Origin of the sequence: Streptomyces sp. Ag82_O1-12, from assembly GCF_900182715.1 — a bacterium.
GTDB classification, from domain to species: Bacteria; Actinomycetota; Actinomycetes; order Streptomycetales; family Streptomycetaceae; genus Streptomyces; species Streptomyces massasporeus.
On the sequence record NZ_FXUW01000001.1, the window covers coordinates 487,401 to 511,889 of the forward strand.

22 protein-coding genes and 1 pseudogene are annotated in these 24,489 nt (G+C 72.0%); 9 read left to right on the top strand and 14 right to left on the bottom strand.

Going from position 1 to position 24,489, the window contains the following annotated elements:
* Positions 1-168 precede the first annotated feature (168 nt).
* Positions 169-750 carry an Rv1733c family protein gene (locus QOL88_RS02385; protein ID WP_257027408.1) on the bottom strand — a complete coding sequence of 194 codons (582 nt, stop codon included), beginning with the start codon at positions 748-750 and terminating at the stop codon, positions 169-171.
* 71 nt (positions 751-821) lie between these two features.
* On the bottom strand, positions 822-1,961 hold the full coding sequence (locus QOL88_RS02390; RefSeq protein ID WP_097214854.1) for a winged helix DNA-binding domain-containing protein: 1,140 nt from the start codon (positions 1,959-1,961) through the stop codon (positions 822-824).
* A gap of 354 nt (positions 1,962-2,315) precedes the next feature.
* Between QOL88_RS02390 and QOL88_RS02395 the strand changes: the two genes are divergently transcribed.
* Positions 2,316-2,921 (top strand): dihydrofolate reductase family protein, encoded by a 606-nt coding sequence (locus QOL88_RS02395; RefSeq protein WP_097214855.1) that lies wholly within the window; start codon positions 2,316-2,318, stop codon positions 2,919-2,921.
* Here the strand turns inward: QOL88_RS02395 and QOL88_RS02400 are convergent.
* The 7 genes from QOL88_RS02400 to QOL88_RS02430 are packed head-to-tail and all read right to left on the bottom strand — an operon-like array spanning position 2,918 to position 9,453.
* Positions 2,918-4,063: an LLM class flavin-dependent oxidoreductase gene (locus tag QOL88_RS02400; protein ID WP_097214856.1), complete on the bottom strand. Its 1,146-nt coding sequence runs from the start codon at positions 4,061-4,063 to the stop codon at positions 2,918-2,920. The two genes, QOL88_RS02395 and QOL88_RS02400, sit on opposite strands and share 4 nt — an antisense overlap.
* A 43-nt stretch (positions 4,064-4,106) precedes the next feature.
* The gene (locus QOL88_RS02405; RefSeq protein ID WP_097214857.1) at positions 4,107-5,096 is read right to left on the bottom strand and encodes an ABC transporter substrate-binding protein; all 990 of its coding nucleotides are present in this window, start codon (positions 5,094-5,096) and stop codon (positions 4,107-4,109) included.
* Between the two features lie 34 nt (positions 5,097-5,130).
* Positions 5,131-5,895 (bottom strand): amino acid ABC transporter ATP-binding protein, encoded by a 765-nt coding sequence (locus QOL88_RS02410; RefSeq protein WP_097214858.1) that lies wholly within the window; start codon positions 5,893-5,895, stop codon positions 5,131-5,133.
* The gene (locus QOL88_RS02415) at positions 5,892-6,833 is read right to left on the bottom strand and encodes an amino acid ABC transporter permease (protein WP_097214859.1); all 942 of its coding nucleotides are present in this window, start codon (positions 6,831-6,833) and stop codon (positions 5,892-5,894) included. The genes QOL88_RS02410 and QOL88_RS02415 overlap by 4 nt, the downstream gene beginning before the upstream one ends.
* A gap of 3 nt (positions 6,834-6,836) precedes the next feature.
* Positions 6,837-7,778, bottom strand: coding sequence for an ABC transporter substrate-binding protein (locus QOL88_RS02420; protein ID WP_097214860.1), 942 nt, complete (start codon positions 7,776-7,778; stop codon positions 6,837-6,839).
* Complete coding sequence (locus QOL88_RS02425; protein ID WP_097214861.1) at positions 7,775-8,284, bottom strand: GNAT family N-acetyltransferase; 510 nt, start codon at positions 8,282-8,284, stop codon at positions 7,775-7,777. The genes QOL88_RS02420 and QOL88_RS02425 overlap by 4 nt, the downstream gene beginning before the upstream one ends.
* Entirely contained in the window at positions 8,281-9,453 is a 1,173-nt protein-coding gene (locus QOL88_RS02430) for an LLM class flavin-dependent oxidoreductase (RefSeq protein ID WP_097214862.1), read from the bottom strand. The genes QOL88_RS02425 and QOL88_RS02430 overlap by 4 nt, the downstream gene beginning before the upstream one ends.
* Before the next feature lie 586 nt (positions 9,454-10,039).
* Here QOL88_RS02430 and QOL88_RS02435 point away from each other — a divergent pair.
* From QOL88_RS02435 to QOL88_RS02445, 3 genes are all read left to right on the top strand, one after another.
* The gene (locus QOL88_RS02435) at positions 10,040-11,029 is read left to right on the top strand and encodes an amino acid ABC transporter permease (protein WP_097222820.1); all 990 of its coding nucleotides are present in this window, start codon (positions 10,040-10,042) and stop codon (positions 11,027-11,029) included.
* Between the two features lie 117 nt (positions 11,030-11,146).
* A complete protein-coding gene (locus QOL88_RS02440; protein ID WP_097214863.1) occupies positions 11,147-12,376 on the top strand; it encodes an acyl-CoA dehydrogenase family protein in 1,230 nt (409 codons plus the stop codon).
* 133 nt (positions 12,377-12,509) lie between these two features.
* Complete coding sequence (locus tag QOL88_RS02445) at positions 12,510-13,151, top strand: DNA alkylation repair protein (RefSeq protein WP_218892930.1); 642 nt, start codon at positions 12,510-12,512, stop codon at positions 13,149-13,151.
* 23 nt (positions 13,152-13,174) lie between these two features.
* Here the strand turns inward: QOL88_RS02445 and QOL88_RS02450 are convergent, their stop codons facing one another.
* Positions 13,175-14,461, bottom strand: a complete 1,287-nt coding sequence (locus QOL88_RS02450; RefSeq protein ID WP_097214865.1) for a PP2C family protein-serine/threonine phosphatase — start codon at positions 14,459-14,461, stop codon at positions 13,175-13,177.
* Between the two features lie 184 nt (positions 14,462-14,645).
* On the opposite strand from QOL88_RS02450, the gene QOL88_RS02455 reads away from it, so the two are divergent.
* Positions 14,646-14,996, top strand: a complete 351-nt coding sequence (locus QOL88_RS02455; protein WP_097222821.1) for a hypothetical protein — start codon at positions 14,646-14,648, stop codon at positions 14,994-14,996.
* A 17-nt stretch (positions 14,997-15,013) separates the two neighbouring features.
* Here the strand turns inward: QOL88_RS02455 and QOL88_RS02460 are convergent, their stop codons facing one another.
* Both QOL88_RS02460 and QOL88_RS02465 read right to left on the bottom strand, forming a co-directional pair.
* Positions 15,014-16,108, bottom strand: a complete 1,095-nt coding sequence (locus tag QOL88_RS02460; protein WP_097214866.1) for a carboxylate-amine ligase — start codon at positions 16,106-16,108, stop codon at positions 15,014-15,016.
* A gap of 185 nt (positions 16,109-16,293) precedes the next feature.
* The gene (locus QOL88_RS02465) at positions 16,294-16,893 is read right to left on the bottom strand and encodes a hypothetical protein (protein WP_097214867.1); all 600 of its coding nucleotides are present in this window, start codon (positions 16,891-16,893) and stop codon (positions 16,294-16,296) included.
* Positions 16,894-17,129: 236 nt separating this feature from the next.
* Here QOL88_RS02465 and QOL88_RS02475 point away from each other — a divergent pair.
* Positions 17,130-17,476: pseudogene (locus QOL88_RS02475) on the top strand (EamA family transporter); the annotation flags it as partial.
* Positions 17,477-17,527: 51 nt separating this feature from the next.
* Here QOL88_RS02475 and QOL88_RS02480 read toward each other — a convergent pair.
* Together QOL88_RS02480 and QOL88_RS02485 are read right to left on the bottom strand one after the other, a co-directional pair.
* Positions 17,528-18,664 (bottom strand): hypothetical protein, encoded by a 1,137-nt coding sequence (locus tag QOL88_RS02480; protein ID WP_097214868.1) that lies wholly within the window; start codon positions 18,662-18,664, stop codon positions 17,528-17,530.
* A 331-nt stretch (positions 18,665-18,995) separates the two neighbouring features.
* Complete coding sequence (locus QOL88_RS02485) at positions 18,996-22,205, bottom strand: glycosyl hydrolase family 95 catalytic domain-containing protein (RefSeq protein ID WP_097214869.1); 3,210 nt, start codon at positions 22,203-22,205, stop codon at positions 18,996-18,998.
* A gap of 214 nt (positions 22,206-22,419) precedes the next feature.
* Between QOL88_RS02485 and dhaK the strand changes: the two genes are divergently transcribed.
* Genes dhaK through QOL88_RS02500 form a run of 3 tightly spaced genes read left to right on the top strand, consistent with a single transcriptional unit; the run spans position 22,420 to position 24,464 of the window.
* Entirely contained in the window at positions 22,420-23,412 is a 993-nt protein-coding gene (dhaK, locus tag QOL88_RS02490) for a dihydroxyacetone kinase subunit DhaK (protein ID WP_097214870.1), read from the top strand.
* A 49-nt stretch (positions 23,413-23,461) separates the two neighbouring features.
* On the top strand, positions 23,462-24,061 hold the full coding sequence (gene dhaL / locus QOL88_RS02495) for a dihydroxyacetone kinase subunit DhaL (protein ID WP_097214871.1): 600 nt from the start codon (positions 23,462-23,464) through the stop codon (positions 24,059-24,061).
* Positions 24,054-24,464 carry a PTS-dependent dihydroxyacetone kinase phosphotransferase subunit DhaM gene (locus tag QOL88_RS02500; protein ID WP_097214872.1) on the top strand — a complete coding sequence of 137 codons (411 nt, stop codon included), beginning with the start codon at positions 24,054-24,056 and terminating at the stop codon, positions 24,462-24,464. Before dhaL ends, QOL88_RS02500 begins: the two co-directional genes overlap by 8 nt.
* Positions 24,465-24,489 lie beyond the last annotated feature (25 nt).

Sequence of the window (24,489 nt, forward strand, 5' to 3'; positions counted from 1 at the left end):
AACCGGCGCGGCTGCGGATGCCGGAGCTGACGATCGCCGATATCGACCAGGCGAAGGCGTATTCGCTGACGTACCGGTACGCGTGAGGGTTCGTCCTGCGGTCGTTGGATCACCAGCCCGTCGAACCGCGAGGGCGGCCCGCCCCGAGATCGGTCTCGGGGCGACCCGTCAGCCCGTCTTCCAGCCCCTTCTCGTGTCGATCCGCTCCCACTCGGCCTCCCACTGGGCCATGCGCCGCCGGTCGAGGACCAGGCGGGTCAGCCAGGTGGCTCCCAGTGCCGCGCTGCCCGCGAAGACCCCGGCGAGCGCGCCGCCCATGGCGGTGTGCAGCCAGGCCTCGCCGCCGGTCACCGGCGGCGTCGTGAGGTCACCGCTCCGGTTCACCCACACGGAGTGGATGCTCCCGGCGGGGGCCCTGGGTGGTACCCGGGCCTCGTCCCGGTGGGTCGAGCCGTCCGGCGCGGTCCACCGGACCTTGCCCCACACCCGGTGGTCGCTCGCGGCGCCGGACGATGCCGGGCCGGGCGCGTCCTCGACGACCACCGCCGGGACCTGGTGGCTCTCGGCCCGCTGCCGTTCGACGGCCTGCTCGACCGTGCCCGCCGCCACCAGCCCGGCGACCACCCCGCCCACCAGGGCGAGCACCCAGCCGGCCATCACGACCCAGGCTTCGACGACGTCGACGCGCCGTTTGAGCACGTTGCGACGCCACCGCCACCACCGCACGGTCATGCGCTCTGACGTTTTCATGGCCGACACCCCCTCTTGAGCACCGGCAGCACCCTTCCAGTGTGCGCCTGACAGCCGTGAACGCTCGCCGATCAACGCCGACGGTCCGTTCCGGGGCGTGAGGGCGTGGCTCGGACGGGAGAGGCCCCGATCCGTACCCGGTCGCTGGCGTCGCCGGAGAGGAAGGAGGCCATCGCCCGTCCCTCCTCGGCGACACTCGTGCGGTCGGCGCGGGAGAAGCGGCGCAGCGGGCTGACGAGCACCGTGTCCGTCTCGACGGTCCAGGTCGCGGCCACCCTGCCGTCGACCAGCACGACGCGTTCGCCGGCCACGGACAGATGGCGGTGGTCGTCGTCGATGATCCGGCTGCGGTCGTGGTAGCCGAGGATCGCGTTGTCGAACGCCGGCAGGAACCGTACGGGGGCCGGGGTGTCGGGGTCGGGGCGGGGCGCGTCGGGGAGGTCGAGCAGTTCGCGGCCGCGCTCGTCGCGGAAGGCGACGAGTTCCTCGCGCACGGCGGAGACCGCCCCGGGCAGCCCGGCGAGGCCGCACCACGCGCGCAGGTCGGCCGAGGCGGCCGGGCCGTAGGCCGTCAGGTAGCGCCGTACCAGGGCCTGGCCCACGGGGTCGGAGCCGTCCGGGGCGGGCGGGTCGATGTCGCGTCCCAGCCAGGAGGAGATCAGTGCGTAGCGCACTCCCGCCTTCGTGCGCCACAGGCCGCGCGGCGGCAGCTGGACCGTGGGGAGAAGGGCCGCGACCAGCATCTCGCCCAGGGGCCGGGGCCCCGCCGCGGGCCAGCGGTCGACGACGGCGCGCGCGAGTTCGGGCATGGAGCGGGGTGCGCCGTCGGCCAGGACCTCCCGGCCCGCCGCGGCGAGTTCACCGGGGTCGACCCCGTCGAGCTCACGCCGGTAGACCCCGAGGACCCGTTGCCGCAGCATGCCGTCGTGGCGGGCGCGCCAGGCCACGACATCGTCGCTGGTGACGAGGTGGACGGTGCGGCGCATGAGGTGGGTGCGCACGACCTGTCGCCCGGTCAGCAGGCCCGACAGCTCCGCCGGGTCGAACGCCCGTAGCCGCGACCAGAGCGCGAGGAACGGCTCCTGCGGTTCCTGGGCCTGCAGACCGCACAGGTGCGCGACGGCGTCGAGGACCGGCAGGCCGGCGCGTTCGAGGAGCAGTTGCCGGGCGAGGGTGGCGCGGTTCAGCGCCCGGGCGTCGAGCACGGTCATCGGGGCACCTCGGCGTTCGAGTGGTGTGCCGACCCGTGGTCCAGGTGTCCGGGCGGCTTGCGCGCTCACGGTCGCACGGCATGCGGTCAGGTCGTGACCGCATGGGGTCGGCGGGGCTCCGCGCGCGTCTGTCACCCGGGCCTTCTCGAAGATGCTGGACGAGGCGCGGAGACCTGCCACGCCGACGGCCCGCCGCAGGCGCCCCCGACCGGGCCTGCGAACACCCTGCCGCCCGGTGCTGAGGAGACACCGCCGGGCGACGCGGTGGCGACGGAAGCAGTGATGCCGCCAGGGCCCCACCGATGAGTTTGCGGTGGTCGCGCAGTCCACCCGTCGACACGAAGGGAGCGCACCATGCGCAAGATCATCGTTTGCACGTTCCTGTCGCTGGACGGCGTCATGCAGGCACCGGGCGGTCCGGACGAGGACGCCGAGAGCGGCTTCGAGCACGGCGGCTGGCAGAAGCCGGTGTCCGACGACGAGGTCGGCGCGGCCATCGCCGGCTGGTACGAGCCCTCCGACGCGATGCTGCTCGGCCGCAAGACGTACGACATCTTCGCGGCGTACTGGCCGACCGCCGATCCCGGCAACCCGTTCACCGAGCGGATGAACAGCATGCGCAAGTACGTGGCGTCCCGGACCTTGACGTCCCTGGAGTGGGAGAACTCCACGCTGCTGGAGGGCGACGTCGCCGACGCCGTGCGCGAACTGAAGGCGTCCGACGGCGGTGACATCAACGTCGTCGGCAGCGGCGACCTCGCCCAGACCCTGATGCGGCACGACCTCGTCGACGAGTACCGGCTGACCATCCACCCGGTGATCATCGGCACCGGCAAGCGGCTGTTCGCCGACGGAGCGGTCCCCACCGCGCTGGAGCCGGTCAGTGTCTCGACGTCGAAGAGCGGCACCGTCGTCGGCGTCTACCGGCCGACCGGCAGGCCCGGCTACGACAGCTACTAGGTTCTGTCCACGGGGTACCGGCGTTGCCACTCCTGCGCCAGGAGCCGGTAGGAGCGCACCCGGTCGGCGTGGCCGTGCGTGATGGTCGTGATGATCAGCTCGTCGGCGCCGGTCGCCTCCCGCAGTTGTTCGAGCCGGTCGGCGACGCGTCCGGGCGAGCCCACGAACTGGGTGTCGACACGGTCGGCGACCAGGGCACGGTCCCGCTCGGTCCAGGGGTGGGCGCGGGCCTGCTCGGGGGTGGGGAAGGGGATCGCGCCCTCGGCTGTGCGGATGCTGCGGACCCACGGCCCGTAGCCGGTGGCCAGTTCGTGGGCGGTCGCGTCGTCCTCGGCGACGACGACGTCGGCGGAGACGCTGACGTAGGGCTTGTCGAGGTGCTCGGACGGCTGGAACGCGGCCCGGTAGCCCTCGGCCGCTTCGAGGACGGTGGCCGGGCTGACGTGGTAGTTGGCGGTGAAGCGCAGTCCGTTGCGGCCGGCGACCTCGGCGCTCTCCCCGCCGCTGCTGCCGAGGATCCACACCTGGACGTCGGCGCCCTCGCCGGGTACCGCGTGGGCTTCGACGCCGTCCGCCGAGCGGTAGTCGCCGCGCAGCAGGGCGAGGATGTCGCCGACCTGCTCGCCGTAGTCCTGGTGCCGGGCGCCCGGCTGCTGCAACAGCTGTTGCTGGAGCCGGAGGCGGGGTGAGCCGCGCAGGTGGTCGGGTGAGAAGCGGGGCGGGATCGTGAGGCCGTTGGGGGTGCGGCCGTCGACGACGGGGGTCGTGGTCGGCCGGGGCCCCGCCGGCTGCCCGGGGGGACGTCCGCCGGAGCGGCCGAGGCCCAGGTCGAGGCGCCCGGGGTGCAGGGCGTCGATCAGGCCGAACTCCTCGACGGTGGACAGGGCGGTGCGGTGGCCGAGTTGCACGGCGCCCGAGCCGATCCGGATGGTGGAGGTCGCGGAGGCGGTCAGGGCCAGCACGACGGCGGGTGAGGTCCCGGCGACGCCCGGGTTGAGGTGGTGCTCGGCGAACCAGTAGCGGCTGTAGCCGAACTGCTCGGTCTGCCGCGCGAGGTCGAGGGTGTTGCGCAGGGCGTCGGCGGCGGTGGCGCCGGACGGGATCGGGACGAGGTCGAGCACTCCGAGGGGAATGGCGGACATGGTCGGTACTCCTCAGCGGACGGAAAGGGTTCGGTGGTGAGGGTCAGCTGCCGGTCTTCGGCAGGCCGGGCGGATTGATCTCCGATGTCCGCACGGCCTCGCCGGACAGGCCCCAGCGCTCGAGGACCTTCGCGTACGTCCCGTTCTCGATGACGTGGTCGAGCGCGGCGGCGAGCGGCTTCACCAGGCCGCTGTCCTTCTTGGTGGTGGCCGCGATGAGGCCTTGGAGGCGGGCGCCCGCACCGGACTGGGTGCCGACGATCTCGGTCCTGCCGGTGGTGGCCGCGTGGTAGGCGGCGGTGGGGTTGGGGCCGAGGTAGAGGTCGATCCGGCCGGACTGGAGGGCGAGGTAGGTGTCGCTGTCGCTCTGGTAGTACTTGATGTCCACCGGCTCGCGGCCGGCCTCCTCGTTCTCCTTGGACCACTCGACCAGCAGCTTCTCCTGGTTGGTGCCGCTGCCGACGGCGACGGTCCGGCCCGCCACGTCCTCGGGGCCGTCGACCTTCAGGCCGCTGCCCTTCTTCGCCTCGAAGGCGAGGTTGTCCTCGCGGTAGGTGGCGAAGTCGTACTTCTCCTTGCGTTCCTCGGTGACGGTGATGTTGCTGAAGCCGACGTCGTACTTGGAGCTGTCCAGGCCGACAAAGATGTTCTCCCAGGAGACCGTGTTGAGGTGCGGCTTCAGGCCGAGCACATCGGCGACCAGGTGTGCGAGGTCGGGCTCGACGCCGATGACGGTGGTGTTGTCGGTGGCGTGGAAGGTGAGCGGTGCGGCGGACCCGGAGGAGTCCACGATCTCGAGGGTGCCTCTCTTGCGGATCCTCTCGGGGACCTCGGCGGCTATGGAGTCGACCTTGCCCGTGGTGATCCTGTTCTGGTCGGGACTGATGTTGATCCTGGTCTTCTTGCCGGGCGTGGCCGCGACCTCGGTCGTGCCGCCGTCGGTGGGGTTGGCGCAGCCGGCGAGGACGAGAGCGGCGGACAGACCGAGCGCTGCCGCGACGGTGGCACGGCGGGCGGCGAGTGGGGTGGCCACGAGGATGCTCCTTGCGTGAGGGATCGGCGGGTGGTCAGAGGACCTTGGAGAGGAAGGCACGAGTGCGCTCGTGCCGCGGGGCGTCGAGTACGGCCGAGGGCGGTCCCTGCTCCACGACGACACCTGCGTCCATGAACACCACGGTGTCGGCGACCTCGCGGGCGAAACCGATCTCGTGGGTCACGACGATCATGGTGGTGCCGGTGCGGGCCAGGTCCTTGATGACGTCGAGGACCTCGCCGACCAGTTCCGGGTCGAGCGCTGAGGTGGGTTCGTCGAACAGCAGCACCTTGGGTTCGAGGGCGAGGGCCCGGGCGATGGCGACGCGCTGCTGCTGGCCTCCGGACAACTGCCGCGGATAGGCGTCGGCCTTGTCGGCGAGGCCGACCCGGTCGAGGAGCCGGCGGGCGCTCTCCTCGGCCTCCCTGCGCGGGCGGCGCCGCGCGGAGACCGGGGCCTCGACGAGGTTCTGCAGGACGGTCAGGTGCGGGAAGAGGTTGAAGTTCTGGAAGACGAACCCGATGTTCGTCCGCTGCTTCAGAACCTCCTTCTCCTTCAGCTCGTACAGCTTGTTCCCCGACCGGCGGTAGCCGATGAGTTCACCGTCGATGCTGACCCAGCCGCGGCCGACCTTCTCCAGGTGGTTGATGGTGCGCAGCAGCGTGGATTTCCCGGAGCCGGACGGGCCGAGGACCACCGTGACCTCGCCGGCCCGGACCTGGAGGTCGACGCCGCGCAGTACCTCCAGCGGGCCGAAGCTCTTGTGGACGCCGTGGACGTCGACCATGACGGCGCTCATGCGTTCTCCTTCCGTGCGGACGTGACGAACCGACGGGCCCGCTGGAGCGGGGTGGGTGGCGGGGTGCGGTCGGCGCCGCGGGCGTAGCGGCGCTCCACGTAGTACTGGGCGACCGACAGCAGCGAGGTGAGGACGACGTACCAGGCGGTGGCGACCAGCAGCAGCGGGATGACCCTGCCGTTACGGCCGTAGATGACCTGTACCTGGTAGAACAGCTCGCCGATGGACATCACGTAGACGACCGAGGTGCCCTTGAGCAGGCCGATGATCTCGTTGCCGGCGGTGGGCAGGATGGCGCGCATGGCCTGTGGGAGGACGATCCGGCGGATCTGCCGGAGCCTCGGGATGCCCAGTGCCGCCGCTGCCTCCAGCTGCCCCGGGTCGACGGCGATGACACCGCCGCGGACGATCTCGGCGGCGTAGGCCGCCTGATGCAGGGTCAGGCCGATGACGGCGGCGCCGATGGTGCCGATGAGGGTGTTGCTGTCGACGGACCAGAACACCGGCCCGAAGGGGATGCCGACGCCCAGCTCCTTGTACAGGGCGCTGAGGTTGAACCAGAAGACCAGCTGGACGATCATCGGGATGGACCGGAAGACCCAGATGTAGGTCCAGGCGACGGTCGAGAGCACGGGGCTGCGCGACAGCCGCATGAAGGCGAGCACCGTGCCCAGGAGGAAGCCGAGGACGGTGGCGTAGGCGGTGAGCTGAAGGGTCACCCACGCCGCCTGGACGATCGTCTCCGAGAGGACGTAGTCGCGGAAGACGTTCCATTCCCAGACGGGGTTGGTGACCAGGCCGTGGGCGAACTGGGCGACCAGGATGACCACGGCGGCGCCGGCGGCCCAGCGGGCGTAGTGGCGGGTGGGTACGACCTTCGGTTCGGCCGGGGCTTCGGCCGCTCGCGTGGCCGGTTCTGTGATGGTGTCACTGCTCATGGGTCACCTGTGCTCGGGCGGGTTGATCCGCGACGCGTCGATCGCGGAGGCGCCGGTGCCCCACTTGGCGAGGATCCGGGCGTATGTGCCGTCCTTGATCAGCTCGTTCACGGCGGCCCGGAACGCCTTGGTGAGCGGGGAGCCCTTGCGGAAGGCGAAGCCGACGTCGAGGCGGTGGTACTCGCCGAGGAACCTGGTCCGCGCCGCCGGCTGGGCGGCCTGGTAGCGGAGGCCGTTGATGGTCGACATGATCACGTCGATGCGGCCCTGCTGGAGCGCGGTGAGCGTCGCTCCGTTCTCCGAGTAGACCTTCACCTCGTAGGGCTTCTTGCCGGCCTTGGCGCACACTCCCTTCCGCGCGGCGAGGGTCGTCTCGAAGGTGGTTCCGGCACCGGTGCCGATGGTCAGACCGCACAGCTCGGTCAGGTCGGTGACCCTCTTCTTGAGGGTGGTGGCGCCCTTCTTCACCGCGAAGCCCTGGCCGTCGTTGATGTAGGTGACGAAGTCGACGGTCTTCAGGCGCTGGGCGGTGACGCCGAAGTTGCCGGTGCCGACGTCGTACTTGCCGCTGCCGAGGGCGGGCAGGATCGTCTCGAAGGAGGCGTCCTGGCGGTCGAGCCGCACGCCGAGGACCTTGGCCACGGCGTCGGCGATGTCGATGTCCTGGCCCGCGGGGGGCTTGCCGGGCCCGCCGGGGTAGTAGGCCCCGGGCGGGAACCCGACGGAGCTGCCGATCCGCAGCGTGCCGGACTTTCGGACGTCGGCGGGCAGCAGGGCGGCGACGGAGTCCACGGTGCGGACGGCGGCGACCGGGTCGTCGGTCGGGGCGGGGGACGCCTGGGCGCCCGCCGGGGCGCCGGGGGTCGTGCCGGATCCGCAGGCGGTCAGGGCCAGAGCGGGCAGCAGCACGAGGGCGGCTGCGCTGCGCAGACGGGTTCTGTTCACTGCTTGGGGGCCTCTCCGAGGTGCTTCTCGAACGGCAGCGGGCCGATGGTCTCCGGATCGGCTCCGGCGTCGAACAGCGGTGTGTAGCCGGTGGCCAGGTACAGGCCGCGGGCCTCGGGCTGGCGCGGGCCCGTGGTGAGGTACACGCGCCGGTAGCCCCGGCCCGCCGCCTCGCGCTCCAGCTCGGCGACGACGCGCCGGGCGAGGCCGCGGCGGCGGTGGGCGGAGTGGGTCCAGATCCGTTTCAGCTCGGCCGTGGCCGTGTCGTACCGGCGGAAGGCGCCGCCGGCGACGGGCTCGCCGCGTTCCAGCAGCAGCAGGAGCAGCCCACCGTGCGGCGCGGTGAACTCCTCGTCGGGGTAGCGGGAGATCTCGGCGTGCGCGTCCCTGCCGTAGCGTCTGGAGTACTCGTCGCCGAGTTCTCGCAGCAGCGGCTCGACTCGGGGGTCGGAGACCGGTACCTGAATGACCGTCAGCTCCGGTGCGGAGGATGCGACGGAGGTCATCCGTTCACCGCCGCCAGGGACTGCGAATCGCGGGACGCACGCTCGGCGTCGCGCTTGGCGTCGCGCTTGGCGTCGCGCTTGGCGTCGCGCTTGGCGACCTCTTCGCGGACGATCGGGATGACGTGCCGGCCGAAGTCGATGGCGTCGCCCAGCAGGTCGTAGCCGCGGGCGGACAGGATGTCGACACCGAGGTCGTAGTAGTCCAGCAGGGCCTGGGCGACCGTCTCCGGAGTGCCGACCAGGGCGTTGGAGTTGCCCGCGCCGCCGGTCGCGGCGGCGGTCGGGGTCCACAGGGCACGGTCGTAGCGCTCCCCCGCCTCGGCGATGGCGATCAGCCGCTGGGAGCCGGTGTTCTGGGGTTGCGCGGTGCCGTTGTGGCGCTTGGTGATCGCCTCGCCGCGCTCCCGGCGGGCCTTGATCGCGCCGACCGTGCGGTGGGCCTTCTCCCAGGCGAGTTCCTCGGTGGGGGCGATGATCGGGCGGAACGCCACCTGGATGCGCGGTACGTCGGTGCGGCCCGCGGCCTTCGCGGCTGCCTTCACGTTCTCGATCTGTTCCGCGGTCCTCTCCAGCGGCTCGCCCCACAGGCAGTAGACGTCGGCCTCGGCACCGCCGGCGGCGTACGCGGCGGCCGAGGAGCCGCCGAACGACACGTTCGGGCGCGGCTGCTGGACCGGGAAGACGTCGCTGACGAAGTCATGGAAGCGGTAGTGCTCGCCCTCGTGGTCGAAGGGCTCGTGCGTGGTCCAGATCTTCTTGACGATCCGGATGTACTCGCGGGTGCGGGCGTAGCGCTCGTCCTTGGTGAGGGTGTCGCCCTCGCGGCCCTGCTCCCGGTCGTTGCCGCCGGTGATGAAGTGCACGGTGAGCCGGCCCTCGCTGATCTGGTCGAGGGTGGCGAAGGTCTTCGCGGCGAACGTCGGGTACGACACGTTGGGCCGGTGTGCCAGGAGGATCTGGAGCCGGTCCAGCCTGCTCGCGATGTAGGCGGCGGCCGGTGCCGGGTCGGGGGATCCGGAGCCGTAGGCGAACAGCACGCGGTCCCAGCCGTGTTCCTCGTGGGCCCGGGCGAGCCGGAGCGTGTAGTCCTTGTCGAAGGCGGCGCCGGAGCGCGGCGTGGTTTCGGATCCGTCATGGGTGGCGGCGATGCCGAGGAACTCCACGGGCATGGGTACGGCCTTTCCTCACGTCGTCCGCGCCGTGCCGGGGCAGCACCGGGGCACGGCGGGGCAGCCCTCGGCGCGGCCGGGTGCGGCGGCGCCTCAGGGCAGGGTGAACGGGGTGGTGAACAGGTGTGATGGCGCCGGGGCGTGAGCCCTGGACGGGGTGGAGCGGCGGCAGCGCGCGTCAGCAGAGGGACTCGGCCCGCGACGGGGGCACCGAGGGAGGGAAGGGCCGGTCAGACGGCCCGCTGCCGCGTCAGGCGCAACACGCCGCGGACCACACCCGACCGAAGTCGATGTGGCCACGGGTGACCAGGCGCTGCTCGGCGTTCATGCGACTACTTGAGCAGGGCGACTCGCGTCTCGTCAACCATGGCCCGGATGCCGGACGGAAGTTGGGTGGGCGGTCCGAGGTCGCAGGCCAGCGCGTCGCCCCGATCCGGCACGGTTCGTAGGTGTGGTTGACACCTGTGCGTGTCGGCCCCGTACGATCGAGCGCACCGCGTTGAGGGACGTGGCGAGCGTGATGACGCCGAAGCCGGGCTCCGGCCTGCCGGCCGTGCCGTGCCTCCCTCTCCTGGAGAACCCTCTGATGGTCTCGCCGTCCGATCTCACCGACTCCGCCCCTGCCCCGGCCGTCGCCGATGCGAAAACCTCCCCTCCGGGGTCCGGCGACGAGCTGCCGCGGATCGTGCCGCGCCGGAACGTCGGCCGTCTGCTGGCCGCCGCCGTCGCCCTGTCGCTCTTCGCGCTGCTGGTCGACTCCGTCGTCCGCAACCAGGCCTTCCAGTGGGGCGTGGTGGGCGGGTACTTCACCAGTGCCGCCGTGCTGGACGGGCTGCTGCTCACCCTGTGGCTGACCGGCGTGGTGATGGTGCTCGGATTTCTGCTGGGCATCCCCCTGGCGGTGATGCGGCTGTCCGCCAACCCGGTCCTGAGCACCCTGAGTTGGGGCTATGTGTGGGTCTTCCGGTCCACGCCGCTGCTGGTGCAGCTCCTGCTCTGGTTCAACATCGGCGCCCTCTACCCGACCCTCGGTCTCGGTGTTCCGTTCGGCCCGCAGTTCGTCACCGTCAAGACGGTGAACCTGCTCGGCCCGGCGCTGACGGCCGTCATCGGCCTCACCCTGCACGAGGCCGCCTACGCCGCCGAGGTGGTGCGCGGCGGCATCCTCTCCGTGGACGCCGGCCAGACGGAGGCCGCGCAGGCCCTCGGGATCGGCAGGGCGCGGGCCCTGCGCAGGATCGTCGTGCCGCAGGCGATGCGCTCCATCGTGCCGACCGCCGGGAACATGCTGATCGGCACGCTGAAGGGCACGAGCATCGTGAGCGTACTGGCCGTGCACGACCTGCTGTACTCGGTGCAGTTGGTCTACAACCAGACGTACCAGGTCATTCCGCTGCTGCTGGTCGCCACGCTCTGGTACATCGCGGTCACGACCGTGCTCAGTGTGGGGCAGTTCTATGTGGAGCGGCACTACGCGCGAGGCGCCACCCGGGTGCTGCCGCCCACGCCCCTCCAGCGACTGAAGGTCAGGCTGGCCGCGCGCCGCCATTCCCTACGTTCCCTATCGAATTACTAGGAAAGTATTGACGGGGCCTGGCGCCACTGCGCAGGATGATGCACATGGCCCACACATCTTTCCCGCCCGTGAGGCTCAACACCCCACTGTGTGAACGAACTTGAGGAGAGTCCTGCGATGGGCGTTGCCCCGGCGCCGTCCGGCCCCGACGTGGAGACCGACCAGTGCGGGCCCGGCCGAGCGCACTGGCTGCGGGTGGCCCGCGAGACGGCGGACGACCTGGCCACCGACGCGGTGGCCAGGGACCAGGCGGGCAAGCCCCCGTTCGACGAGGTGTCACGGCTGCGCGAATCGGGGCTGCTGACTCTGCTGGTGCCCGCCGAACTCGGGGGCGGCGGCGCAGACTGGGCCGAGGCCTACGCCGTGGTCCGGGAGATCGCGGCGGCGGACGGAGCCATCGGCCAGCTCCTCGGCTGTCACTACTTCATGTCCTGGAGCGCCCGGTTCTTCGCCGAACCCGCCCTCGCCGCCCGGCTCCAGCGGCGGTCCGTGGCCGAGCAGTGGTGCTGGGGCGGCGGCCTGGCCCGCCAGGAACCGGCGCTGATGCTCACCAAGGACACGCGGGGGTATGTACTGAACGGCCGGCAGAGCTACGCCGCCGGTGTCCTGGTCGCAGACCGGCTCGTCGTACGGGCGGTGCGGGCCGGCACCGGCGAACCCCTCGTGCTCGTGGTCGATCCGGCCCTCCCGGGGGTGATCGTCGACGGTGACGCCGATCCCTTCGGCCAGCGGCTGGCGGCGGGCGGCAGCGTGGAGTTCGACGCGGCACCGGTCGCCGCCGCCGACGTCCTGGGTTCCCTGTCGGCGGACGAAGAGGTCCTGTCGCCCCTGACCGCGCTCGTCTCACCGGTCGGTCGCCTCCTGTCGGTGCAGCTTCGGCTCGGCATGGCGGAGGGCGTGCTCTCCGAGGCCCGTGAGTACAGCAGGACCGGCCACTCGCACTGGCACCCGGACTGGCCGGCCGGCACCCCGCAGGACCCGCAGGTGGTCACCGCGTACGGGGAACTGACCGTGCTCACCCGCTCCGCGTCCGCCCTCGCCGACCAGGCGTGCCAGGCCGTGCGGGGCGGGCTGGCCGACGGCGAGGACCTCACCTACGAGGAGTACGCGGAGATCTCCGTCCTCGTGGCCATGGCCGAAGCCGCCGCGTCCAGGGCCGCCCAGGAGTCCACCGCCCGCGCCCTCGACATCATCGGTGCCCGCTCCGCGTCCGCACGGCTGGGGTTCGACCGGTTCTGGCGCAACGCCCGGACCCACACCCTGTACGAGCCCGTGGGCCACCGGCTCCGGGACGTCGGGGACTACTACCTCAACGGTGCGCACCCTCCGTTCGTCCTCCCCGTCTGACCTCGCGAGGGCAGGTCCGTCCGACCGTGCGAGGACGGGCCGTCCGCTCCGCCGTAGGGTGAGTCCCCCACGAGCAGGACAGGAGGCCGAGGTGGCCGGGACGACACAGACGGGGACGACGGTCGCCGAGGTGATGGCCGAGCTGGCCGCGCTGGAGGACCCGAAGGCGCGTGCGGTGAACGAACGGCACGGTGACGATCACGGCGTGAAGCTCGGCAAGCTGCGCGCGCTCGCCAAGCGGCTGAGGACGCAGCAGGACCTCGCCCGGCGGCTCTGGGAGACGGACGACACGGCGGCGAGGCTGCTGGCCCTCCTGATCTGCCGCCCCAAGGCGTTCGGGCGGGACGAGCTGGACGACATGCTGCGCCGGGCGCGCGCCCCCAAGGTCCACGACTGGCTCGTGAACTACGTGGTGAAGAAGAGCCCGCACTGCGAGGAACTGCGCCTGGCCTGGAGCGCCGATCCGGATCCCGTCGTCGCGAGCGCCGGCTGGGCACTGACCACCGAGCGGGTGGCGAAGAAGCCCGAGGGCCTGGACCTCGCGGGGCTGCTCGACGTCATCGAGGCGGACATGAAGGACGCCCCGGACCGGCTGCAATGGGCGATGAACGCTTGCCTGGCCCGGATCGGCATCGACCGTCCCGAGCTCCGGGCCCGGGCGGTCGACATCGGTGAGCGCCTGGAGGTGCTCAAGGACTACCCGACGTCCCCGGGCTGCACCTCGCCGTACGCGCCCGTCTGGATCGACGAGATGGTGCGCCGGCAGCAGTCGTAGCACGTTCCCCTGCCGCCCGGAGCTCAGAGGGGGTTCCCCGCGGGTCCGCCGTCCTCACGGGGGCCGGTCGACGACAGGCCCGCGAGGCCGGCCGCGGTCTCGGCCGGCTCCAGATGCGGGCCGATCCACTTGCACAGCAGGACGGTGGCATCGTCCTGGAGGCGGCCGTCGTGGTAGTCGAGGACGGCCTGGATGAGGCGGCGCAGCGTCTCGGGGACGGGCAGGCCGTCGGCGTGGTGGCGGATGAGGAAGTCGGTGAAGCGCGCCAGGCCGAATTCCCGGTCACCGGAGCGGCGCGCCTCGGTGATGCCGTCGGTGTAGAGGACGATGCGGTCGCCCGGCTGGAGGTGCTCCTCGCACACGAGCGTGCGCAGACCGAGGTCGGTGCCCATCGGGTGGCCGGGCGGGCAGGCGAGATGGCTGGTCCAGCGGTTGTCGCGAATGATGATCGGCGGATGGTGGCCGCGGTTGACCCACTGCAGCACGCCGGTGCGGGTGTCGAGGGTGGCCAGGACTCCGGTGACGTAGCGCCGGTGGTCGTACTGCTCCAGGAGGGCGGCTTCGACGGCTTCGGCCTTCTCCACGAGGCCCGCGCCCTGGCGGCGGGCATTGCGGCAGGCGCCCAGGGCGAGGGCTCCGGAGAGACCGGCCGCCGTGTCGTGGCCCATCGCGTCGAAGATCGTCAGATGGACCAGGGGCCCGTCGACGGCGTATTCGAAGACGTCACCGCTGATGTCGTAGGCCGGTTCCAGGGACGCGGAGATCGTCACCCGGCCGTCGGCGTAGGTGCGCGGGGGCAGCAGGTTCCACTGCATCTCCGCGGCCACGCTCATCGGCCGCGTGCGCACCAGCTTGGCCAGTGCGTCGCTGGTGCCCCTCTTGCTGACGATGATCAGGGAGACGAGCGCCGCCAGCGCCTCCATGTCCGCGCGGACGCCGGCGTCGTTGTGCTCGGTGCTCACCCGTAGCAGCCCGATGCGTTCGGTCCCGTCCAGCAGCGGCACCCACCACTCGTACACGTCGCCGCCCGGGGGTGCGGCGGGCAGGACATCGCCGTACTGGTAGGCCCGCCCGGCGACCGTTCCCTCGACGTGCAGCTCCGTGTCGTGCCCTTGGGCCGCCGCGTCGTCCCCGGGGACCAGGCGCAGGGTGGTGCGCTGCAGATCGGCGACGTAGATCAGGACCCGATGGAAGGAGGCCGCGCGTGCGCACTCGGCCGCCTTGGCCGGGAGCAGCTCGATCGGCATGAGATGGCTGGCGTCCAGCAGCTCCGCGAGCATCCGCCGGCCGCCCTCACCGCTGCGCTCCATCGGCCTCACCTCCGTTCGCCGCACTGGACGGCCACCCGCGAGACGGCCTCTCGGAGACCCGCCTGCCGACCCCGGCGATGAGGAGCGTGCGGGAGCGGCACTGCGAGGCTTCGATGGGCCACCGCTGGGTACTTCCACGGCGCAACGACCCGCCGACGAAGGAAATGGAGGCACCAAGGCCGTGTTGCTGTCGCATTCGCTCGATCACGGAGTCCTCGTCATCACGGTCCACGAGGACCCCGGCGTCGGCGGGCGCGCCACGCTCGTCGCGAGGGTCAGCGACCTCGTCCAGGCCTACCGGCCGGCCCCCGTCGTCATCGTCCTCGACGAGCCGGCCGCCCGGGGAGCGGTGGTCAGCGTGGTCCTCCGGGTCCACCGCCTGTGCGGCGGGCTGGGCACGCTGATGTCGGTGGCCACGCACAGTGCGCCCACCCGTCGCGCGCTCGAGGCCGACGCCGACACCGGCGGCACGCGACTGGTCGTCCACGCGCGCGTGGACACCGCCGTCGCCGCCGCGTTCGCCGCGGCGGCCTGAGGAGCGGGTCCGCGGCGTCACGGCATCGTGCTCTGGCCGCTGACCAGTTCGGTGACCGCGCGCAGACCGCCCTGGGCTAGGGCGGCGCGCTGCCGGTCCGCGCCGGTCCCGTCCTGCAGCAGCCGGTGGATCAGAGAGGTGACCTGCCGGGAATCGCCGGATGCGTCGAGGGCGGGAGCGACGTGCCGCAGGAACTCGTAGAGCACGTCGCCGGCGCGGTGCGGTGTGCCGCCCGGGTCGACGAGGGTGTCGCCGAGTCCGTGCCGGGCGGCGTGCCACATGGCGGCCTGGAGCAGTTCCGGCGCACAGTCGGGCAGGGGTGTGTCGGCGGCCGCTTCCGCCAGGGCGGTCTCCACCAGGGCCCGGACGAGAGCAGCGAGCATGACCGCCTCGTCCGCGCGCAGCTGGACGTCCAGGCACCGCACCTCGACGGTCGGGTAGGTGGCCGAGAGGCGGGCCTGCCAGTAGAGCTGACCGGCGTCGGAGATCAGGCCGGACTCCAGCAGGCGTGCCACGCGCCGGTCGTAGTCCGCGGCGTCGTGGAAGTGCGGGGGCATGCCGCTGACCGGCCACCGGCTGAAGATCACCGTGCGCCAGCTCGCGAAGCCCGTGTCGTGGCCGTCCCAGAGGGGCGAGTTCGCCGCCATGGCGGTCAGCGTCGGGAGCCGGGAGCGGATCCGGTTCAGGACCTGCACACCCGCATCCCGGTCGGGCACGGCCACATGCACGTGCGTGCCGTTGACGAGCTGCTCCGCCACGAGTTGCGGTGCCTGGGTCACCATGGCCCGGTAGCGGGCCTGGTCGGTGACGGCGATGGGCCGGCCGTGCCGCACCGGCGGCGTCCCGCACACTCCGATCCGGCAGTCGTGCTGATCGGCGGCCACGCCGATGGCGTGCCGCAGCCGCAGCAGATGGCCGCCGACCTCCTCCAGGGTGTCGCAGACCGGCGTGGCCACCTCGACCTGGGCCTGGAGCAGCTCGTACTGCACTTCCTGGTCGGTCACCAGATGCCCCACGCCCGCCGCGGCGCGCACTTTGTCCGCCTGAGGTACCGGCAGGCCCGTGACCGGGTCGAGCAGCAGGTACTCCTCTTCCACGCCGATCGTCGTCATCGACCACCCTCTGTTCCGCCCGGCGGAACCGGGCCGGATTCCGGCGCGCGTCAGGCACGCCGCACGCAGCGATGGTCACCTCTCAGGGGGCACGCTCGCGCGTTACCGAGTGCCGCGCTCGCGTCGGAACAAAACATGACACAGACAGAGAAACCGCTTGCGGCAGGAGAGGCGCACCGGCCCTCTCAGTGGCCGTACGGCGGCTCGAAGCAGCCCGTCTCCGGGTACGGGCCGTTCGTCCGCACCTCGAAGTTCGACTTCTGCACGAACGCCGAGACGCAGGCGTCGTCGTGCACGCGCAGGGCGACCCGCGTCCCCTCGGGCGTGACGTAGCCGTCGTCCTTCCAGCGCGCGAGCATCCCGGTGACGGTGAGCGTGCCGCCGAGTCGCTTGCCGCCCTTCGTGACGCGCTCCTCCTCGTAGCCGAGCCGGAGCAGGGCCGCCCGGACGGTCGCGGGGTCCCACTGGCGTTCCTCCCACAGCCGCTTCAGCACCGGGCGGATGCGGTCGGCCTCCCGCCGGGCGTCCTTCTCGTGGGCCGGAGCCATGTCGCCCTCGCGGCGGTAGGCGTTGTTCTCGTTGTAGTGCGGGGCGCCGTCGCCGGCGCCGGGTTCCACGTAGGGCGAGGCACCGGGGGCAGGAGGTGAGGACGTGGCGGGCGGGCTCGGGGCGGTTCCCGCCGACGCGTCCGAGGCGTGCAGGTCGCCGCAGGAGGTGAGGGCCGCGACGAGGGTGAGGGCCAGGGCGGCGAGAGGGGCCGGGCCGGCCGGTCTTGAGGTGGACATGGAGACGACCTTCTCATCATGGCCGTCTGCCGACAGCCGGATTTTCGGCGCGGCGCCGCACCCGGGCCGGGCCGAGGCCGAAACGAGAGCGGAGCACGGCCTCTCCCGGAGCGAGCCGATGCGATGCGACAGGCCGCTCAGTCGTCGCGGTACAGGGCGGTGAGGAGTTCGATCGCCGGCTGGGTGGCGGGGTGGGGCTCGTCGTGCCACCAGGCGAGGCGCACGGCGATGGGCTCGGATCCGCGGCAGCGGCGGGGGTGTCCGCCCTGATGTTCCTGCCGGTCGGCGTCGTCCTCGTCCTCCGTCAGCCGCCGACCGCGGAGGCCGTCGGGTGTGCCGTCGCCGCGGGCGTCCTGTCGTCCGCCGTGCCGTATCTGGCGGACCTGTTCACGCTGCGCACCGTGCCGGCCCAGGCGTTCGGGTTGTTCATGAGCGTCAACCCCGTTCTCGCGGCGGTGGTGGGCTGTGGGGTCTCGGCCAGAGCCTGGGCTGGGCCGAGTGGGCCGGCATCGGCGCCATCGTGCCGGCCAACTCCGCGAGCATGCTCGTACGCCGTGGCCGGCCCGGCCGGGCATCACGCTGACGGATCGGTGATCACGCTGACGGGTCGGAGAACACGCTGACGGGCCGGAGATCACATCGAGGGTTCTGCCGGGTCGGCCAGACTCCGGCGCCCGTGCTGCTCGTGGCGCCGCCACTCGTCGCCGCCGTCGCGGGAGATCCACAGGCCCTCGCCCTTCACCAGGCCGTACGTCGCCGTCGTCGCGTCGGCGATGCCGTAGAGGGTCGCGCCGACGACGGCGAGCGACGTGAACGTCGCCGGGGTCCGCAGCTCGTGGAAGGCGCTGTTGGTGCGGTCGTCGGCGAGCCAGTAGCGGCCGCCCTCCTCACCGACGAGCAGCCTCCCGTCCGCGAGCAGCTCCAGGACCAGCAACTCCGGGCCATGCCTCAGTTCCCGCCAGGGCACGCCGCCGCCGAGCACCGTACGCCAGTGCGCTCCGGCGTCCGTCGTCACCAACAGGCCGCGTACGTCGTCGCCTTGGAGGAGGGTCAGCGCCGCGGTGCCGCCCCGCGCGGTGAGAGCGCCGCCCGCGTACGGCCTCGGGACGGCCGTGGAACCGAGGGTGCGCCCGTCGCGCTGCCGGACGACCCGGTCCGGGGCCTCGGTCAGGGACTGGTCCAGGCTCCAGGCGGTACCCCGCTCATCGACGGCGAGGCGGACGGCGTCGTCCGGCACCCCGGCCGGGGGCGCCACGGTGCGCGTGGCGGGCCGGTAGACGAGGGTGGGTTCCGGTTCGGCGAGCAGGATGTCTCCCGGGCGGGTGCGCAACGGGGTGCCGCTGACGTCGACCGCGTGCCGTCTGCCTTGTACGTCCAGGACGTACGCTCCGTCGGCGCTCTCCCCGGTAGGCACCCGCACGAAGCCCCCGGGGACCCCCTTGAACTCGGCGCGCACCGCCTCCGCGTCCCCGTGTTCCGCGTGCTCGGCGACCGTACGGCCGTCGGGGCCGACGATGCGCCAGGCGGAGGCGGCCGGCCCCTCGTCGTCCTCGACGTTGCCGGCGTCGAAGGTCAGGAGCAGCGAACCGTCGTCCGCGCGGGCCACTCCCGTGGGGGCCCCGGCCGCCTCGATGACGTCGGCGGGGCGCGGGTGGGGGTCTTCGACGACGCGCCTGTACCTGGCCTCACGGTCCCCGGCACCCCGTTCGTCGGAGCCGCTCCGGCCACAGGCGGCCAACGCCAGCACCAGCGCCGCACTCACGGTGGCCACGAGCCGGAGGGTGGACCGTCGACCGGGCCGTGCGGGTCCCGGACGGCGCGGCCGACTCCGGGGCTCCCCCCGTCCCGCCGTGGCCGGCGTCGGTGACGTGAAGATGCCCCGGGCCGGTCCTGACGTGGCCGGGCCCGGGCGCGTGATGATGTGCCGGCCGCCCTTGGTGCGGGCGCGGGCCGGGGCGGTGGAGTGGTGGATCGCCGTTCCTCCGGAACTCGTGACTGTGGGCGAAGACGCCCGTTCGCCGCGATCCTCGCAGACCGCGGCGTGGGGAACGGCTGTGAACGGCCCTGGAACAGCAGTGGCTGTTCCCCTCGATGTCCGGCGGTCAGGGCTTGGCCGGCGTCACCTTCCTGTCGGTGCCGTTCACCCGCACGGTGACCTTGCTCCGGTTCCGGGCCCGGTCGGCCGTGACGGTGTACGACGTGACCCTGCTGTTGCGCCACGTGCAGTCGACCTCGTAGCCGCCGCGTGCGCGGAGTCCGGTGAAGGAGCCCCTGGCCTTCCAGTCGTCCGGCAGGGCGGGCAGCAGGTGGATGACGCCGTCGTGGCTCTGCAGGAGCATCTCCGCCACGGCGCCGGAGATGCCGAAGTTGCCGTCCATCTGGAAGGGCGGGTGGTTGCAGAACAGGTTGGGCAGCGTGTTGTAGGTCAGGAGCCCGCGCAGCATGATCCGGGCGCGCTGCCCGTCGCCCAGGCGGGCGAAGAGGGCCGCCCGCCAGGGCCAGGTCCAGGAGCGGCGGCTGTCGCCCGACACCGTCCCGGCCGTGAACGGGACGCCTTCCTTCTCGCCGCACCGCGCTTTGAGGGAGACGAGGGCGGCGGCCGCGAAGTCCGGCGTCCTGGGGGTGATCTGGCGTCCCGGGTAGACGGCGAAGAGGTGCGACGTGTGGCGGTGGATGTCGGTGGGGCTGTCGATGTCCTCCTGCCACTCCTGCAATTGGCCCCACTTGCCGATCTTGTTCGGTGCGAGGCGTGCCTGGAGGTTCGCGATCCTGGCCCGGTAGGCGGGGTCCGCCTTGAGTACCGCTTCGCAGTCGAGGTAGTTCTGGAACAGGTCCCAGATGATCTGCTGGTCGTACATGACGCCGTCCTCGCGCGGCCCGTGCTCCGGGGACCAGCCGTCGGGGGCGACGAGGAGTCCGTCCTCGCGTTCCTTGAGGTGGTCCTCCCAGAACTGGCAGATCTCCTTGATCATCGGGTGGGCGACGGTGCGGAGGTAGTCCAGGTCCTGGGTGAACGCCCAGTGCTCGTACAGGTGTTGTGCGTACCAGGCGCTCGCGACGGTGTTCCACTCCCAGGCGTTGCCGCCGAAGACGCTCTGGCTGGTGCGGGCGGTCCAGCCCCGGGTGTCCTTGCCGAAGGCGTTGCGGGTCGCCACGCGGCTGGGCACCGCCGCCTGCTCCACGAACCGGACGAGTGCCTCGTGACACTCCGGCAGGTTCGTCGTCTCGGCGCCCCAGTAGTTCATCTGCACATTGATGTTGGTGTGGTAGTCCGAGGCCCACGCGGGCTGGTTGCTGTCGTTCCACAGGCCCTGGAGGTTGGCGGGCAGGCCGTTCGGGCGGGAGGAGCTGATCAGCAGGTAGCGGCCGTAGTCGAACATCGTCTGCTCGAGTGTCGGGTCCGCCCCGCCGGCCGCGTAGCGGGCCAGCCGGGCGTCGGTGGGCAGGGCCGTGACGGCGGCGCCGGAGGTGCCCCAGTCGACGGCGACGCGTTTCATCAGGGCACGCACGTCGGCGATGTGCTCGTCGCGCAGTCCTTGGTAGGGCCGGGCGGCTGCCGTGCCGAGTGTGCCGGCGACGACCGGTGCCGGATCGGCTCCGCGCCATCCGGCGGCGGCGTCGAGCTTGTAGTCGGTGCGGGCGTCGAGGAACAGGGTCAGGGTCGTGCAGCCGCTGAACCGGAGCACCTGCCCGTCCGCGCGGAGGTCGCCGTCGGTGTGCACCGCCTGGACGGCGCACGCGTGCTTGAGGCCGTTGCCCATGACACCGCTGAAGGCGATCCGCCCCGCGGCGGCGTCGACGGTCGTCGGGGCCGCGTCCTGTGCGGACGTCAGCGCTATCGCTCCGGAGAGGTCCCGGGCACGTTCCGCGGTGTACCGGAAGACCATGACGTCCGCGGAGCGGCCGGCGAAGGCCTCGCGCAGGACGCGCCGTCCCGGGGCGCCGAAGCGGGTGACGTGGAGGCCGTTCACGAAGTCGAGGGAGCGCCGGTAGTCGACGACGGTCCGCAGGGTGCGCGTGTCGAAGCCCTTGCCCTCCAGCGCGATCTCCGCGATCTGGATGCCGTCGGACGACGCGCGGGGTGTCAGGGTGAGCCGGTAGGCGCGGTAGGCCGTGCTGTTGGTGATCCGGAAGGTCCGGCTCTCACCGCGCCCGGCGAAGGGCGCCGCGGGGTTCTGCGTGTCGAGGGTCGTCCAGGCCTGCCCGTCCTGCGACGCCTCCAGCCGCCATCGCCGGGGATCGTCCTTCGGGCGGTCCGGGGCCGCCGTCAGGGTGTACGAGGTGACGGCGACCGCGCGGGGCAGGTCGGCCTGCCACACGACGTCCGGTGCCACCGGTTCGACCCGCCAGACCGTGGCGGGATCGCGGTCCACCGAACTCGAGATGCCCGTCGGCCGCGACCGTGCCCCGGCAGCGGATCCCCTGGAGTGCCCGCTCGGCGACGACAGGTACATCACCCCCTCCGCGCCGAGGTCGACGCCGGCCAGGCCGATCTCGCTCACCTGGAAGTGGCTGACCCCCGGTTTCGGTGTGAAGTCGAAGCGGTAGAAGCGGTAGGCCGCGCTTTCGGCGCAGGTGAACTCCTTGGTCTGGAAACGGTTCTCGAAGGGCGCGTCCAGAGTGCGTCTGTCGAGCGTGGTCCAGGCGGTGCCGTCGGTGGAACCGGAGAACGTCCACTCCTGCGGGTCGCGCTGCGGTACGTCGTCGGCACTCGTCAGGCGGTACGACGCGACCGCCGCGGGGGCGGGGAGCTCGACCTGCCACCGCACCTTCGGGCCCGGCCCCTCGATGCACCACTTGGTTCGCGAGTCACCGTCATGACTCTTGTCGACGCCCTCCGACGAGCTGCTGCTGTACGGACCTCCGGGAGCCGTGACCTTCGGGCTCGTACGGGGAGCGAAGGTGACGACGACGTCACCGAAGTTCCGGTACGAGCCGAAGCCGGTCATGCCGGTGTCGAATGCGCTGTCCGGCTTGCCCGCCAGGGCGTTGTCGTAGTCGTTGACCCCGCCCCACAGGCTCTGCTCGTTGAACTGGATGCGCTCCTCGTGGGGATCGGCGAAGAGCATGGCGCCGAGCCGGCCGTTGCCGATGGGCAGGGCCTGTGACTGCCAGTCCGCGGCGGGTACGGAGTAGGTCAGCGCCTCGCGCGACAGGGTGGGCCACCGGAAGGCCGCCGGCGCCCCGGCCTCCGCGGCGACAGCCTGCCCTCCGGGAGAGGTGCCGGTCACTCGTGAGAGCAGCGGCGCGAAGGCGAGGCCGCCGCCGAACTTGAGAAGGCTGCGTCGCTGCGGTTGGGATTCTTTGACCACGGTGAGATCTCCCGGCCCATTCATCGGCTCTTTCGCGGAGGAAGTGTCGCCACATCGACACCGGTCGACGGCTGGAACATCGTCGCCGCGGTATAGATCGGATGTCTAGGGGTGTGCATCACTCGACAACCAGCAAGGTCGACAACTGGCCCGGCCCATCCCGGACTGCGAAAATGAAGGCCAGAGGCAGGACCGGTCTCACCTGGAGGTACCCGTGAAGATGCTGATCAACGTCCCGGAGACCGTGGTGGCGGACGCGCTGCGCGGTCTGGCGGCTGCCCACCCGGAGCTGACCGTGGACGTGGAGAACCGGGTGATCGTGCGGCGGGACGCTCCCGTCGCCGGGCAGGTGGGGCTGGTCTCGGGTGGCGGGTCGGGTCACGAGCCGTTGCACGGTGGCTTCGTGGGTCCCGGCATGCTGTCGGCGGCCTGCCCGGGCGAGGTGTTCACCTCCCCCGTGCCCGACCAGATGCTGCGCGCGGCCGCCGCCGTGGACAGCGGCGCCGGCGTGTTGTTCATCGTGAAGAACTACACCGGCGACGTGCTCAACTTCGACATGGCCGCCGAGTTGGCCGAGGACGAGGGCATCCGGGTCGCGAAGGTGCTGGTCAACGACGACGTGGCCGTGACCGACAGCCTGTACACGGCGGGGCGGCGCGGTACGGGCGCGACCCTGTTCGTGGAGAAGATCGCGGGTGCCGCAGCCGCCGAGGGCATGCCGCTGGAGCGGGTCGAGGCCATCGCCCGGCAGGTGAACGAGAGCTCCCGCAGCTTCGGGATCGCGCTGAGCGCCTGCAGCACCCCGGCGAAGGGCAGCCCCACCTTCGATCTGCCGCCCGGTGAGCTGGAGTTGGGCATCGGCATCCACGGTGAGCCCGGCCGGGAGCGGCGCGCCATGATGACCTCCGGCGAGATCGCCGAGGCCGCCGTCGAGGCGGTGGTGGAGGACCTCCAGCCGCGCAATCCGGTGCTGGTCCTGGTCAACGGCATGGGTGCGACGCCGCTGCTCGAGCTGTACGGCTTCCACGCCGAGGTGCACCGGGTGCTCGCCCAGCGCGGCGTCCCCGTGGCCCGTGTCCTCGTGGGCAACTACGTCACCTCCCTCGACATGGCGGGCGCGTCGCTCACCCTGTGCCAGGTCGACGAGGAGCTGCTGCGGCTGTACGACGCGCCGGTGAGTACCCCGGGTCTGCGCTGGGGCATGTGACGCGCAGGGGGTAGAGGATCACCACGTACCTACCAGGCAAGGAGACCCAGTGCTCGACGCCGCATTCTTCCGCCGCTGGATGACGGTGACCGCCGCGTCCGTCGACCGCGAGGCGGAACGGCTCACCGCCCTCGACTCCCCCATCGGGGACGCCGATCACGGCAGCAACCTCCAGCGCGGGTTCAGGTCCGTCGCGGCCGCCCTGGAGAAGGAGCCCCCCGGCACGCCCGGCGGGGTGCTGACCCTCGCCGGACGCCAGCTGATCTCGACGGTCGGCGGCGCCTCGGGGCCGCTGTACGGCACGCTGCTGCGCCGTACCGGCAAGGCCCTCGGCGATGCCGGTGAGGTCAGCGCGGAGCAGCTGGCCGAGGCCCTGCGGGCGGGGGTGGACGCGGTCATGACGCTCGGCGGCGCCGCCCCCGGCGACAAGACCATGATCGACGCGCTGGTGCCCGCCGTGGACGCGCTCGGCGACTCGTTCACAGCGGCCCGGACCGCCGCGGAGGGGGGCGCCGTGGCGACGACGCCCCTGCAGGCGCGCAAGGGCAGGGCCAGTTATCTGGGCGAGCGCAGCATCGGCCACCAGGATCCGGGTGCCACGTCGGCGGCGCTGCTGATCGCCGGACTCGTGGAGGCCGCTGGTGAGTGACGAGCAGCTGGTGGGCATCGTGCTGGTGTCGCACAGTGCGGAGGTGGCCGCGTCGGTCGCCGAGCTGGCGAAGGGACTCGCGGGCGGCGGCCCGGCGGTGCCCGTCGCTCCGGCGGGCGGCACCGAGGGCGGCGGGCTCGGCACCAGCTCCGAACTGATCGCCGCGGCGGCCGCGTCCGTCGACCGAGGCGCCGGGGTGGCCGTCCTGACCGACCTGGGCAGCGCCGTGCTCACGGTGAAGGCACTGCTCGCGGAGGGTGACGAACTCCCGGAGCCGACACGTCTGGTGGACGCCCCGTTCGTGGAGGGGGCCGTGGCCGCGGTGGTCACGGCGTCCACGGGGGCGGATCTGGCAGCGGTGGAGGCGGCGGCCACGGAGGCGTACACGTACCGGAAGGTGTGAGGGACGACTGCGGCCGGGCACGCCC